Source organism: Streptomyces rubellomurinus (assembly GCF_000961885.1).
GTDB lineage: Bacteria > Actinomycetota > Actinomycetes > Streptomycetales > Streptomycetaceae > Kitasatospora > Kitasatospora rubellomurina.
Genome location: NZ_JZKH01000005.1, coordinates 102,691 through 116,304 on the forward strand (window position 1 = coordinate 102,691; position 13,614 = coordinate 116,304).

Annotated in this window: 11 protein-coding genes, 2 tRNA genes and 2 pseudogenes; 9 read left to right on the plus strand and 6 right to left on the minus strand. The window is 73.0% G+C overall.

Features of this window, described 5'->3' with window-relative positions:
• Window positions 1-5: 5 nt before the first annotated feature.
• Both VM95_RS04415 and VM95_RS45070 read left to right on the plus strand, forming a co-directional pair.
• Window positions 6-962 carry a DUF3152 domain-containing protein gene (locus tag VM95_RS04415; protein WP_244178626.1) on the plus strand — a complete coding sequence of 319 codons (957 nt, stop codon included), beginning with the start codon at window positions 6-8 and terminating at the stop codon, window positions 960-962.
• A 61-nt stretch (window positions 963-1,023) separates the two neighbouring features.
• Window positions 1,024-1,728 (plus strand): hypothetical protein, encoded by a 705-nt coding sequence (locus VM95_RS45070; protein ID WP_045692672.1) that lies wholly within the window; start codon window positions 1,024-1,026, stop codon window positions 1,726-1,728.
• 9 nt (window positions 1,729-1,737) lie between these two features.
• Here the strand turns inward: VM95_RS45070 and VM95_RS04425 are convergent, their stop codons facing one another.
• From VM95_RS04425 to purS, 4 genes are all read right to left on the minus strand, one after another.
• Window positions 1,738-2,559 (minus strand): maleylpyruvate isomerase family mycothiol-dependent enzyme, encoded by an 822-nt coding sequence (locus tag VM95_RS04425; protein ID WP_045692673.1) that lies wholly within the window; start codon window positions 2,557-2,559, stop codon window positions 1,738-1,740.
• Between the two features lie 68 nt (window positions 2,560-2,627).
• Complete coding sequence (purL, locus tag VM95_RS04430) at window positions 2,628-4,883, minus strand: phosphoribosylformylglycinamidine synthase subunit PurL (protein ID WP_045692674.1); 2,256 nt, start codon at window positions 4,881-4,883, stop codon at window positions 2,628-2,630.
• Complete coding sequence (gene purQ / locus VM95_RS04435) at window positions 4,883-5,584, minus strand: phosphoribosylformylglycinamidine synthase subunit PurQ (protein ID WP_045692675.1); 702 nt, start codon at window positions 5,582-5,584, stop codon at window positions 4,883-4,885. The genes purL and purQ overlap by 1 nt, the downstream gene beginning before the upstream one ends.
• Window positions 5,581-5,835 carry a phosphoribosylformylglycinamidine synthase subunit PurS gene (gene purS / locus VM95_RS04440; protein WP_045692676.1) on the minus strand — a complete coding sequence of 85 codons (255 nt, stop codon included), beginning with the start codon at window positions 5,833-5,835 and terminating at the stop codon, window positions 5,581-5,583. The genes purQ and purS overlap by 4 nt, the downstream gene beginning before the upstream one ends.
• Window positions 5,836-6,303: 468 nt before the next feature.
• Here purS and VM95_RS04445 point away from each other — a divergent pair, with 468 nt between their 5' ends.
• From VM95_RS04445 to VM95_RS04470, 7 genes and pseudogenes are all read left to right on the plus strand, one after another.
• Window positions 6,304-6,621 carry a histone-like nucleoid-structuring protein Lsr2 gene (locus VM95_RS04445; RefSeq protein ID WP_045692677.1) on the plus strand — a complete coding sequence of 106 codons (318 nt, stop codon included), beginning with the start codon at window positions 6,304-6,306 and terminating at the stop codon, window positions 6,619-6,621.
• A gap of 145 nt (window positions 6,622-6,766) precedes the next feature.
• Window positions 6,767-6,839 (plus strand) — tRNA-Gly (locus VM95_RS04450).
• Between the two features lie 39 nt (window positions 6,840-6,878).
• Window positions 6,879-6,951: transfer RNA gene (locus VM95_RS04455), tRNA-Gly, on the plus strand.
• Window positions 6,952-7,148: 197 nt separating this feature from the next.
• Window positions 7,149-8,144, plus strand: a pseudogene (locus VM95_RS44050) (ABC transporter ATP-binding protein); the annotation flags it as partial.
• A gap of 18 nt (window positions 8,145-8,162) precedes the next feature.
• Window positions 8,163-8,924: pseudogene (locus VM95_RS44055) on the plus strand (ABC transporter permease); the annotation flags it as partial.
• 58 nt (window positions 8,925-8,982) lie between these two features.
• Window positions 8,983-10,251, plus strand: a complete 1,269-nt coding sequence (locus VM95_RS04465) for a sensor histidine kinase (protein WP_107072850.1) — start codon at window positions 8,983-8,985, stop codon at window positions 10,249-10,251.
• A gap of 60 nt (window positions 10,252-10,311) precedes the next feature.
• Window positions 10,312-10,935, plus strand: a complete 624-nt coding sequence (locus VM95_RS04470; protein WP_045692679.1) for a response regulator transcription factor — start codon at window positions 10,312-10,314, stop codon at window positions 10,933-10,935.
• Between the two features lie 27 nt (window positions 10,936-10,962).
• Here VM95_RS04470 and VM95_RS04475 read toward each other — a convergent pair whose 3' ends face one another.
• A complete protein-coding gene (locus VM95_RS04475) occupies window positions 10,963-11,862 on the minus strand; it encodes a phosphoribosylaminoimidazolesuccinocarboxamide synthase (RefSeq protein WP_045692680.1) in 900 nt (299 codons plus the stop codon).
• Window positions 11,863-11,953: 91 nt separating this feature from the next.
• Complete coding sequence (locus VM95_RS04480) at window positions 11,954-13,489, minus strand: N,N-dimethylformamidase beta subunit family domain-containing protein (RefSeq protein WP_045692681.1); 1,536 nt, start codon at window positions 13,487-13,489, stop codon at window positions 11,954-11,956.
• Window positions 13,490-13,614: the final 125 nt, after the last annotated feature.

A 13,614-nucleotide genomic window follows, 5' to 3' on the forward strand; every position in this document is an offset into this window, starting at 1 on the left:
CGCTCGTGCCCGCAGCCAGATCCGCCCGCAGGCGAGCCACCCCGACGAGCCGCAAGGCCCCCAACGCCCGGACCACGCAGGGCGATCGGGAGAACGCCCAGCGCAACCGGCCCGCCCCGGCCCGCCGGAACGCCCAGAGCGGCCGTCGCCGCCGCCGGCAGCGTCGCGGCATCGGGCCTGGCATGCTCGCGGCGATCGTCGCGACCGTCCTGGTGCTGGGCACCGCGGCCTTCATGCTGAACCGCCCCTCGGACCCGCCCGCCGCCGCGCCCACCACCCAGGCCCGGATCGCCCCGCCCACCGAGGCGACCCCGGCCGCCACCCCGTCGGCCCCGCCCGCGCCGGCCCCGGCCGCGACGCCGACCCCGGAGCCCACCGCCACCGCGCCCGACCCCGGCCCGACCAAGGGCGCGGGCACCTTCACCACCGCCCCCGCCGACGCCAAGCCGGTCGGCCGCGGCAACATCCGCCGCTACCGGGTGGAGGTCGAGGACGGCATCGGCATCGACGCCCCCTCCGCCGCCGCGCAGATCCACGGCATCCTCGGCGACCGCCGCGGCTGGACCAACGACCGCAAGAACGGCTTCCAGCTGGTCGCCGGCGGCTCCTACGACTTCACCGTGAAGATCGCCTCCCCGGCCACCGTGGACAAGATCTGCGGCGCCTCCGGCCTGGACACCCACGGCGAGGTCAACTGCAACGTCGGCAACCAGGTGCTCGTCAACTCCAAGCGCTGGAACACCGGTTCACCGCAGTTCAGCGGGCCGATAGAGGAGTACCGGGCGCTCATCGTCAACCACGAGGTCGGCCACCGGATCGGCCACGGCCACGAGACCTGCCCCGGCCCGGGCAAGCCCGCGCCCGCGATGATGCAGCAGATCTACGGGCTCAAGGGCTGCACGCCCAACGCCTGGCCGTACACCGCGGACGGCACCTACCTGAGCGGGCCATCGGTGCCGTAGCGGGACGGAGTTGAGACCCGATCGGCAACCCGCCGGGACGACCGGGCCGTATCGTGCGGGCATGACCGCTGCCCAACTCCGGAGGCTCGCCGCCGCGTTCGCCGCAGCCGGGACCGTCCTCGGCGCCGCCGCCTGCTCCTCCGCCGACGACCTCGCCCAGGGCGGCGGAGCGCTCAGCTACGACCGCGTGCGGTCCGTCGCCCTGGACGCGGTCAAGAACAGGACGGACACCTGCCCGTTCGGCCTCGACTTGGCGAAGGCCGCCGGCGCCGCCGGGATCACTGGTGCCGTCTCCCCGGCCGAGCACGACGGCCGCTCCGTCTCGGGCAACGCCGGCGACGGCGTCCCGCCCCAGCCCTGGCCGTCCGGCGCCAGCCACCCGGCCTCCATGCCCGAGCAGCCGGCCGTCCCGCAGAACGCCGACATCACCTGCTCCTACCGGGTCGGCTCCGCCACCGTCGAGGTGGAGCTGATGGCCGTCCCGAAGAACGACTACGGCATCAGCATGATGCTGGCCAGGATCGGGCAGGCCGGGCGACTCGGCGTGGACGACCTGAACCGCTTCTTCGCCGACCGGCCCGGCATCGGCCAAACCAGGCTGACCCCGGGCCCCGGCACCGCCGCCGTCTCCCGGCTCGCGGTGAACGGCGAGGGGGACCTGATCATGATGCTCTCCCAGGACTCCGGCGACCCCGAGCAGAACCCCGCCCTGGCCGGCGAGCCGCTGCGCAAGGCCGCCGAGGCGCTGGTCAAGCAGCTGGGCTGACCGACTGGCTCAACCCATCACGGGCAGGTGCTCCCGCAGGTCGCTGCGCTCGCCGGAGGCCGTGAGGGCGGCGCTCTCCTGCGCCGCCGCCCAGTCGAGCCGGCCGGTGGCCAGCCGGATCCAGGTCAGCGGGTCGGTCTCGACCACGTTCGGCGGGGTGCCCCGGGTGTGCTTGGGCCCCTCGACGGCCTGCACCACGGCGTACGGCGGGATCCGCAGCTCGACGGCCCCGCCGGGCGCCCGTTCGGCGAAGGCGTCGGCCAGCAGCCGGGTCACGGTGGCGAGGGCCTGCCGGTCGTGCGGGAAGGCGGGGGCGTCCGGCCCGAGGGCGTCGGCCAGGTCGTCGGCGTGCACGACGGCCTCCAGCAGCCTGGTCAGCAGGTAGTCCGTCATCGGTATCGGCCGGCCGAGCCGGGTGGCGATCCGCCGGTCGGGATCGGCGACGTCGGGCCCGTCCAGGGCCTTGAGCACCGCCAGCGCCGGCCGGTCGAACTCCTCGGCCACCGCCTCCGGCCCGCCGGCGTACGCCGCGGCCGCGAGCGCGCGGGCGCCCTCGTCGACCGCGTCGGCGACCGTCCGGGTGAGGCCGATCGCCTCGGCCGCCCCCAGCGGGGCTCCGGCCGGAACCGGCACGTCCAGCTGCTGGGGCAGTGCGCCCAGGGCCATGCCCAGGTGCGCGACCAACTCGCGCACCCGCCACGTCCCGAGCCGGGTGGGCAGCTCCAACTGCTCCTCGGTGAGGCCGTGCACGGCGGCGCGCAGCGCCTCGGTCTGGGCGGCCAGCGCGGCGCGGACCTTCGGCGGCTGGTACGTACGGGACTTGGGTGGCATGGCCCCCAACATACGCCGAGGGGCGGACGGTTCGAAACGAACCGCCCGCCCCCGGAGAGCCGGAGCCGTCAGGCCAGCAGGGCCTCGATGACGCCGGTGTGAGCGTCCTTCAGCTCGGCCAGCGAGACGCTGAACTGCCCCTGGACGTCCAGGCTCTCGCCGTCCACGACACCGATCCGGGTGGCCGGCAGGCCGCGCGCGGTGCACATGTCGTTGAACCGGAGCTCCTCGCTGCGCGGCACCGCCACGACGGCGCGGCCGGCCGACTCGGAGAACAGGAACACGAACGGGTCCTGGCCCTCGGGCACGATGATCCGCGCACCGTGGCCGCCCTTGAGGCAGCTCTCCACGAGCGCCTGGCCGAGGCCGCCGTCCGAGAGGTCGTGCGCGGCGTCGATCATGCCGTCGCGCGAGGCGGCGATCAGGATCTCGCCGAGCAGCCGCTCGCGCTCCAGGTCCACCTTGGGCGGCAGGCCGCCGAGGTGGTCGTGGACGGCCTGCGACCAGGCCGAGCCGCCGAGCTCGTCCGCCGTGTCGCCGAGCAGGTAGAGCAGCTGCCCCTCCTCGGCGAAGGCGGCCGGGGTGCGGCGGGTGACGTCGTCGATGACGCCGAGCACCGCGATCACGGGGGTCGGGTGGATGGCGACCTCGCCGGTCTGGTTGTACAGCGAGACGTTGCCGCCGGTGACCGGGGTGCCGAGCACCAGGCAGGCGTCGGCCAGGCCGCGGGTCGCCTCGGCGAACTGCCACATGACGTCCGGGTCCTCGGGGGAGCCGAAGTTGAGGCAGTCGGAGACGGCGAGCGGCTTGGCGCCGCCGGCCGCGACGTTGCGGTACGCCTCGGCCAGGGCCAGCTGGGCGCCGGTGTACGGGTCCAGCTTGGCGAAGCGGCCGTTGCCGTCGGTGGCGACCGAGACGCCGAGGTTGGTCTCGTCGTCGATCCGGATCATGCCCGAGTCCTCGCCGTGCGAGAGCACGGTGTTGCCGAGCACGTAGCGGTCGTACTGGTCGGTGATCCAGGACTTGGAGGCCTGGTTCGGGTGGCTCGCGACCTTCAGCAGGTCGGCCTTGAGGCCCTCGCCGGTGGTCGGGCGGGCCAGCCGCTCGGCGGTGGGGGCGTCGGCCTGCAGCGCGTCCTGCCAGCTCGGGCGGGCGTACGGGCGCTGGTAGGTCGGGCCCTCGTGGGCGACGGTGCGCGGCGGCACGTCCACCACGAGCTCGCCCTGCCAGAAGATCTCCAGGCGCTCGCCGTCGGTCACCTCACCGATGACGTTGGCGATGACGTCCCACTTCTCGCAGATCTCCAGGAAGCGGTCGACCTTGTCGGGCTCGACGATCGCGCACATGCGCTCCTGCGACTCGCTCATGAGGATCTCCTCCGGCGAGAGCGTGTGGTCGCGCAGGTGCACGGTGTCGAGGTCGATCCGCATGCCGCCGGAGCCGGCCGAGGCCAGCTCGCTGGTGGCGCAGGACAGGCCGGCGCCGCCGAGGTCCTGGATGCCCTTGACGAGCTTCTCGCGGAAGATCTCCAGGGTGCACTCGATGAGGAGCTTCTCCTGGAACGGGTCGCCGACCTGGACGGCCGGGCGCTTGGCCGGCTTGGTGTCGTCGAAGGTCTCGGAGGCCAGCACCGAGACGCCGCCGATGCCGTCGCCGCCGGTGCGGGCGCCGTACAGGATGACCTTGTTGCCGGCGCCGGAGGCCTGCGCGAGGTGGATGTCCTCGTGCTTCATGACGCCCACGCACAGCGCGTTGACCAGCGGGTTGCCCTGGTAGCAGGAGTCGAAGACGACCTCGCCGCCGATGTTCGGCAGGCCCAGGCAGTTGCCGTAGCCGCCGATGCCCGCGACGATGCCGGGCAGCACGCGCCGGGTGTCCGGGTGGTCGGCCGCGCCGAAGCGCAGCGGGTCCATCACGGCGACCGGGCGGGCGCCCATCGCCAGGATGTCGCGCACGATGCCACCGATGCCGGTGGCCGCGCCCTGGTAGGGCTCGATGTACGACGGGTGGTTGTGCGACTCGACCTTGAAGGTGACGGCGTAGCCCTGGCCGACGTCGACGACGCCGGCGTTCTCGCCGATGCCGACGAGCATCGCGTCCGAATCGGGCTTCTTCTCGCCGAACTGCTTCAGGTGGACCTTGCTGCTCTTGTACGAACAGTGCTCGGACCACATGACCGAGTACATCGCGAGTTCGGCGCCGGTCGGGCGGCGGCCGAGAATCTCCCGGATGCGCGCGTACTCGTCCTCCTTGAGGCCGAGTTCGGCCCAGGGCTGGGCGGCGTCCGGGGTCTGCTCGGCGTTCTTGACGGTGTCGAGGCTCATCAGGCGTTCACCAGCTGCTTCAGTACGGACGTGAAGAAGCCCAGGCCCTCGGTGGTCGGACCGGTGAGCGGCTCCACCGCGTGCTCCGGGTGCGGCATCAGGCCGACGACATTGCCGGCGGCGTTGGTGATGCCGGCGATGTCGCGGTACGAACCGTTCGGGTTACCGAACCCCTCAGCGGCGTCGCCGCGGGCGAGGTAACGGGCGACCACCCGGCCCTCCGCCTCCAGTTCGTCCAGGACGCGCTCGTCGGCGACGAAGCGGCCCTCACCGTTCTTCAGCGGGACGACGATTTCCTGGCCGGCCGAGTAATCCCGGGTCCAGGCGGTCTCCGCGTTCTCGATGCGCAGCTTCTGGTCGCGGCAGATGAAGTGCAGCGAGTCGTTGCGGGTGAGCGCACCCGGCAGCAGGTGCGATTCGCAGAGCACCTGGAAGCCGTTGCAGATACCGAGCACCGGCATTCCCAGCCTGGCCTGCTCGATGACGGTCTCCATCACCGGCGAGAAGCGGGAGATCGCGCCGCAGCGCAGATAGTCGCCGTAACTGAATCCGCCCGGCAGGACGACGGCGTCGACCTGGTGGAGATCCTTGTCACGGTGCCACAGGGCGACCGGCTCGGCGCCGGCCAGGCGGACCGCACGCTGGGCGTCGCGGTCGTCGAGGGAGCCGGGGAAAGTGACGACGCCGACGCGGGTGGTCACTTCGCCGCCTCCTCGACGCGGACGGTGAAGTCCTCGATCACGGTGTTGGCGAGAAACGTCTCGGCGGCTTCACGGATACGGGCGAGCGCGGCGTCGTCGACCGGGCCCTCCACTTCCAGCTCGAAACGCTTGCCCTGGCGGACGTCGGCGATCCCGGTGAATCCGAGACGGGGCAGTGCACGCTGCACCGCCTGTCCCTGGGGGTCGAGGATCTCCGGCTTGAGCATGACGTCGACTACGACGCGTGCCACTGGCACTCCCGGTGGTGTCTTCGGTGAGGCGGGGGAACTCCAGACTACCGGGGGTTTCGGGCAGGATTGCTGGCCGGGGATAGCGACGCGCGTAGACCCGAGACCCTTACGCCGCAAGGGATCCGGCTCCGCGACCCCCCGCCGGGGACGGCCGGTTTCCACGGATTCGGAGTCGGGAGAGAGAACGCCCGAAGAACACCCGAATACGGCACTTGGGGACAGATCCTCCCGTCCCCGCACAGGGGTATCCGACAGCCCGGCGAAGATTCGTGAATATCCGGAAAAGAATGCCGGACTCTTCGATTTCGACCCCCTTCGGGTGCAGAATAGGGCCACCTGTCGCGGCAAGTGCTGCGTATCCGGCCGGCCATCGGGCCTGCCCGTACGCGCTTGCGCGAGTGGTGCACAACAGGCCTCCGTGCGCATCCCGCGGACCGGCGGCCGAATTGCCCGAGAGGATTGACACCCATGGCTCAGCGTGTAGTTGTCACGCTCTCCGACGACCTGGACGGCGGCGCCGCCGCGGAAACCGTCCACTTCGGCGTCGACGGGAAGTCGTACGAGATCGACCTGTCCGTGGACAACGCCGAAAAGCTGCGGGAGGCCCTCGCCCCGTTCGTCGCGGCCGGCCGCCGCCAGAGCCGCACCGGAAAGTCCTTCCGCCGCACCGCGCTCACCCCGGACCCGGCCGCCGTGCGCGCCTGGGCCCTCTCCCGCGGCATGGAGCTGCCCGCCCGGGGCCGGATCCCCAAGCACGTGTACGAGCAGTTCGCCGACGCGAACTGACCCGTCCGGGGCAGCACCCCTGGTCGCCCCGCCCGCACCCTGGACCGAAAGGGTGGGGCGACCACCCCGAAAGATGCTGTAGAGTATTCCTCGTCGCCGCAACGGAGAGATCCGAAGAGGCGGCCGGTGCCCCACCAGGCACCGTGCGGACGTGGCTCAGTTGGTAGAGCATCACCTTGCCAAGGTGAGGGTCGCGAGTTCGAATCTCGTCGTCCGCTCGCAGTGCGCGAGCACAGCACAAAAGAATAGTTTGACCTGCGGACGTGGCTCAGTTGGTAGAGCATCACCTTGCCAAGGTGAGGGTCGCGAGTTCGAATCTCGTCGTCCGCTCCGGCACGAAGGGCCCCCTCGATCGAGGGGGCCCTTCGGCATTCCCCGGCCGTCCCGCATTCCGCCCCCGGGTTTCCCCGGGAGGCCGGCGACAGCGGGGACCGATGACATTCGTCATCGCCGACCCGTGGATCGCCACCACCGTTCCATGACACCGCGCACTGCCCGCCCGGCCCGGCCGGCGGAAGGCTGGAGTCATGCGAACGAGCCGCCCCTCCCACCCCGACGACCACGTGATCGAGGTCACCGACCTGCACCGCCGCTACGGCGGCACCACCGGGTACCACGCCGTCCGCGGCGTCGACCTCACCGTCGGCCGCGGCGAGCTGTTCGCCCTGCTCGGCACCAACGGCGCCGGCAAGACCTCCACCATGGAGGTCATCGAGGGCCTGACCGCCCCCACCGGCGGCAGCGTCCGGGTCCTCGGCCACGACCCGCACCGGGAGCGCGCCGCCGTCCGCCCGCGGATCGGCATCATGCTCCAGGAGGGCGGCTTCCCCGGCGACCTCACCTGCGCCGAGACCGGCCGCGTCTGGGCCGGGACGACCAGCGGCGCCCGCCCGGTGGCGGAGGCGCTGGACCTGGTCGGGCTCGGCCACCGGTCGGGCGTCCGGGTCAAGCAGCTGTCCGGCGGCGAGAAGCGCCGGCTCGACCTCGCGATGGCCCTGCTCGGCCGCCCCGAGGTGCTGTTCCTGGACGAGCCCAGCACCGGCCTCGACCCGGAGGCGCGCGCCGCCGTCTGGCGGCTGGTGCGCGAACTGCGCGCCCAGGGCACCACGGTGCTGCTCACCACGCACTACCTGGAGGAGGCCGAGGAGCTGGCCGACCGGCTGGCCATCATGCACGGCGGCCGGGTCGTCACCAGCGGCACCGTCGCCGAGGTGATCGCCGGCCGGCCGTCCCGGATCGGCTTCGAACTGCCCGCGTACGACGGCGTCGTGCTGCCGGCCCTGACCGGCGCCGAGACCGTCGTCGACGGCCGCAAGGTCACCGTGCACACCACGACCCTCCAGGACACCCTCACCGACCTGCTCGGCTGGGCCCGGCACCACGGGATCGCGCTCGGCGCCCTGGACGCCCGCAGCGCCTCACTGGAGGAGGCCTTCCTCGCCATCGCCTCCGAGGCCGCCGACCAGGCCCCACCGCCTCCCGGGCCCGCCGCCCCCGCCACCGGCCCCCGGAGCACGGCCGCCCGCCGCCTGCTCGCCCTCGGCCGGGCCGAGGCCACCCTGCTGATGCGCAACCGCACCGCCCTGTTCACCGCGCTGGTGCTGCCCGTGGTGCTGATCAGCTCCCTGCACGGCCTGCTCAAGAAGCAGGCCGAGGACAACCCCGGGCTGGACATCGACTCGCTGCTGGTCTACGGCTCGGTCGGGATGATCCTGGCCTTCGTCGTCTACTACAACCTGACCGCCGCGTACGTCGCGCGGCGCGGCGAGCTGGTCCTCAAGCGGATGCGCACCGGCGAGGCCAGGGACCTGGAGATCCTGCTCGGCACGGCCGTCCCCTCGCTCACCCTCGGCCTGCTGATGGCCGCCCTGATCGGGATCGGCGGCAGCGTCCGGCTGCACCTGACCGTGCCGGTCAACCCGCTGCTGATGGTGATCGGCCTGGTGCTGGCCCTGGCCACCATGATCGCCCTGGCCGCGCTGTCCAGCGCCTTCACCAGGACCGTGGAGAGCGCCGGCATCACCACCCTGCCGGTGATGCTGGTCATGCAGTTCGGCTCCGGCCTGTTCGTCCCGCTGGAGGTCATGCCCGCGCAGTTGGCCGACGTCTGCCGCCTGCTGCCGACCACCCCCGCCTTCCAGCTGATCCGCGTCGGCTGGTTCGGCACCGACGGCTCGGCCGCCGCCACCGGCTTCCTCGGCAGCTGGGGCACCGCCGCCCCGCACCTGGCCAGCGGCGGCGTCTGGCTGGGCCTGGCGGTCTGGGGCGCGGTGCGCTACTTCCGCTGGGAGCCGCGCCGCTGATCGGATCAGCGATCCGAAGGTGAACCCCTGGTCCGGCCTCTGATAGGAAGGCAGCTGCATGATCGTGGCCGGACAGGGGGCGGACGAAGTGAGAATGCGGTCACCGCTGCGCAGCTGGCGGAGCCTGAGCAAGCCGCAGCGCACCGAGCTCTACCTGCGCTGGTCGCTCTACCTGATGGCGCTGCTCCTGCTGATCGCCGTCCTGACCAGCTCCGGCCTCGCCCTCAAGCAGGCCGACGGCGACCCCGCGCTGATGCCCGTGGTCCGGGTCTCGCTGCTCCTCGCCCTCGCGCTCACCCTGGTCCTGCTGCGGACCTACCGGGTGGCCATCGACCACTACCTGCGCCGCCCCACCGGCCACACCCGCTGGATCGCCGTCTCCGTCTGCCTCGCGGTGGCCGGCTGCTGGACGGTCCTGCTGCTCGGCCCGAAGGCCGACCCGGCGAACCCGAGTGACATCCCGTTCACCCTGTACGTCGCCGGGGACCTGCTGCTCTCCACCTTCGGACCGGTGTGCGTGGGGCTGCGCCCGAAACCGGCCGCCCTCACCGGGCTGGGCATGCTGCTGGCGGTCACCCCCGCCGTGCTGCTGGCCGGGGTCGGCGTCGGCGCCACCGCCGGGTTCCTGGTCGGCCAGGGGCTCTTCACGGCCTTCATCGGCTCCAGCTGCCGCGGCTTCGCCTGGCTGTGCGCCGTCGTCTGGGAACTGGACGCCGCCCGCGAGGCGCAGTCCCGGCTGGCCGTCGCCGAGGAGCGGCTGCGCTTCTCCCGCGACCTGCACGACGTGATGGGCCGCAACCTCACCACCATCGCGCTGAAGAGCGAACTCGCCGTCCAGCTCGCCCGGCGCGGGCGCCCCGAGGCCGCCGAGCAGATGGCCGAGGTCCAGAAGATCGCCCAGGAGTCGCAGCGCGAGGTCCGGGACGTCGTGCGCGGCTACCGCACCGCCGACCTGCACGCCGAGGCGATCGGCGCCCGCGCGGTGCTCCGCGCCGCCGACGTCGCCTGCGAGATCGACCTCGGCGCGGAGGCCGACCGGCTGCCGCCGCCGGTGCAGTCCGTGTTCGGCTGGGTGATCCGCGAGGCCACCACCAACGTGCTGCGGCACAGCGAGGCCGCCCGCTGCCTGATCCGGCTGCGGCAGGAGGACGGACGGGCGGTGCTGGAGCTGGAGAACGACGGGGTGCCCGCCGTCCCGCTCCCGTCCCAGGGCGCCGGCACCGGGCTGCGCGGCCTGCGCGAGCGGCTCGCCGCCCACGACGGCGAGCTGACCGTCCCGGCCGCCGAGGCGGGCACCTTCCGGATGCTCGCCACCGTCCCGCTCTGAACCTTCCTCTGAACCGTCCCGCTCCGACCGCCCCCTGCCGCCGCCGAGGAAGGCCCGCCGATGACCGAGAACCCCGCGCCCGTCCGCGTCCTGCTCGCCGACGACGAGCACCTGATCCGCGGCGCGCTGGCCGCGCTGCTGTCGCTGGAGGACGACCTGGAGGTGGTCGCGCAGGCCGGCTCCGGCCCGGAGGCGCTGGCCATGGCGCAGGCGCACCGGCCCGACGTCGCGGTGCTGGACCTCCAGATGCCAGGCCTGGACGGCATCGAGGTCGCCGCCGAGCTGCGCCGGCTGATGCCGGACTGCCGCTGCATGATCGTCACCGGCCACGGCCGCCCCGGCTACCTGAAGCGGGCGCTGGAGGTCGGCGTGCGCGGCTTCCTGCCGAAGACCGTCTCGGCGGCCGACCTGGCCGGCATCATCCGCACCGTGCGCTCCGGCGGCCGGTACGTCGACCCGGAGCTGGCGGCGGACGCGATCAGCGCCGGCGAGACCCCGCTGACCCCGCGCGAGACGGACGTCCTGGAGCTGGCCGCGGACGGCACCTCGATCGCGGAGATCGCCGACCGGGCCTCGCTCTCCCAGGGCACCGTGCGCAACTACCTGTCCTCGGCGGCGGGGAAGCTGGGCGCCGAGAACCGCCACGCGGCGGTGCGGATCGCCCGCGAGCACGGCTGGATCTAGGGCTGGCCGCGCCCGCGGGCGTTCGGGTCAGACCCAGCTGGTGCCGGTCAGCCGCTCGTACACCTCGATGTACCGGGCCCGGGTCCGCTCGACCAGCTCGGCCGGCAGCTCCGGCGGCGGCTGCTCGCTGTAGCGGTCCCAGCCGGAGGCCGGGGAGACCAGCCAGTCGCGGATCAGCTGCTTGTCGAAGGAGGCCTGCGAGCGGCCCGGCTGGTACTCGTCGGCCGGCCAGTAGCGGGAGGAGTCCGGGGTGAGCACCTCGTCGCCGATGATCAGCTCGCCGTCCAGCAGGCCGTACTCGAACTTGGTGTCGGCCAGGATGATCCCCCGGTCGCGGGCGATGTCCCGGGCCCGGCCGTAGACGTCCAGAGTGGTGCGGCGCACCTGGGCGGCCAACTCGGCGCCGATCCGGCGGGCGGTCTCCTCGTAGGGGACGTTCTCGTCGTGCTCGCCGACCGCGGCCTTGAGCGCCGGGGTGTAGATCGGGGCGGGCAGCTCGGAGCTGTTGACCAGGCCCTCCGGCAGCGCGATGCCGCAGACCGTACGGGTCTCCTCGTACTCGGTCAGGCCGGAGCCGGCCAGGTAGCCGCGGGCGACCGCCTCGACCGGGATCATGTCCAGGCTCTTGCAGATCAGCGTGCGGCCCTTCCAGTCGGCCGGGGCGCCGACCGGGACCTCGGTGGAGATCACGTGGTTGGGCACGATGTCGGCGATCCGCTCGAACCACCACAGCGAGAGCTGGGTGAGGACGCGGCCCTTGTCCGGGATCTCGTTCGGCAGCACCCAGTCGTGCGCGGACATCCGGTCGCTGGCGACCATCACCAGCTCGCCCGACTCGGTGCGGTAGAGGTCACGCACCTTCCCGGTGTGCAGGTGGACCAGGCCGGGGACCTGGACGGGCTCGGGCTTGGTGACAAAACCGCTCAAGGTGTTCTCAGTCCTCAGGGGTCGTTCACGGGCGTGGGGCACCGCGAAAGGGGAGGTCACTGCCCCCGCAGTCTTTCACGCCCGCCGCCGGTCAGTTCTTGCAGAGCCGGTCCAGCAGGTTGGCGGTGGCCCGCTGGACCCGCTCGTCGGTCAGGCCCGGGCGGTCCAGCGCGGGCGACCAGGCGAAGGTGCCGGCCGCGAAGACGTAGGCGCCGCTGGGCGCCCGGTACAGCGAGGTCTCCTGGAAGCGGGTGCGGCCGGCGAGGTCCTGGTACGGCGAGTGCGCCAGCAGCACCCGTTCGGTGTACTCGGGCAGCGCCACCTTCGGGTAGTACCGGTCGGCCTCGCCCGCGACCAGGCCGGGCAGTTCGTCGCCCTCCTGCAGCCCGGTGCCGTCCCAGAGCCAGTGCGCGGTGTGCCGGGCGACCAGCGGGACGGGTGCGGCGACCCGGCCCGAGTACTGCACGCCGAGCAGGTGCTGCTCGGGCTCCCCGGCGTCCCGCCACAGCGCGCTGGCCGCGCCGGAGGCCCCCGCGGCCGGGCTGCCGGGCCCGGCCTTCTGTCGCTTGCGGCAGTTGAGCAGCCGGTTGGGCTCGCCGGAGGCGGCCGGGGTCAGCTCGACCCGCCAGTACATGGTGTTGGCGGACAGGAACACCAGCGAGGTGCCGCCGTCCCGGGCCCGCTCGGCGGCCCGGCGCATCGGCTCGGACCAGTACTCGTCGTGGCCGGGGAAGACCAGCGCCCGGTGCCGGGCCGGGTCGACCAGGCCGGCGTGCAGGTCGGTGGCGGTGGCGTAGGAGAGGTCGTAGCCGTAGCGCTCGGCCCAGCGGATGAAGTCGTAGGCGTGGCCGACGTGCAGCGGCAGCCCGGCGGTGGCGTGCGGGCGGTCGAAGGAGACCGTGACGGCCGCGTCCGCCTCGCCGACCAGCCCGCCCCGGCCGTCCCAGGCGTGGTAGAGGCTGGCGCCGCTGCGGCCGTCCTCGGGGAACAGGTTGTACGCCTGCCAGGTCACGTCCGGGAGCACCAGGAGGAGTTCGGCGGCGTGCTCCTGCTCGGCGACGTCCCGGACGGTGAACGGGATGTGACTGCGGTGCAGCATGTCGGCGGTGGTCAGCACCGCGACGTACGCGCCGGGCTGCCAGTGGGTCGGGATCTGCAACCGCCAGGAGTGCCACCAGTGGTGACAGGAGACGGTCCGCTCGACGACCAGCGGGGCGGGCTGGACCAGACCGGAGATCAGCGGACTTGTCGTCATGTGGCGCGCGCCGTCGCCGCCGTAGTGGCCGATCCGGTAGACGTCGACGGAGAACTCGCGGGGCGGGTTGACGGTGACCCGGAAGTCCACCGAGCCGCCGGGGCGGATCACCCCGGCCGAGGCGAAGCCCTTGATCTGCTGGTCCACGTCGTTGGAGCTGCGCGGGGTGCCGACCGGCGGCACGGGGCGGCCACCGGCCGCCAGCGGCTGCTGGCCGGGGGCGTCCACCGAGACGTACCAGGGCACGCTGCCCTCGGCGTCCAGGTACTCCTCGGGGCTGCGCAGCCAGGGCAGCGGGCCCTGCCCGAAGGGGTCGGAGACGCTGTAGGCGTGCGTTCCGGACTCCCAGCGGCGATTGAGTTCCGAGCCCACGCGCCCTCCCAGGTGCACTTCCGTGATTCCTCGCTCGCCCCCCGGGCGCTCCTGATCCGGTGCCGACGCCCTCCCCCGGCCCCGGCGGCCGGGAGGCACCCCCACGCTCCGGCGCTCGCCCGCCG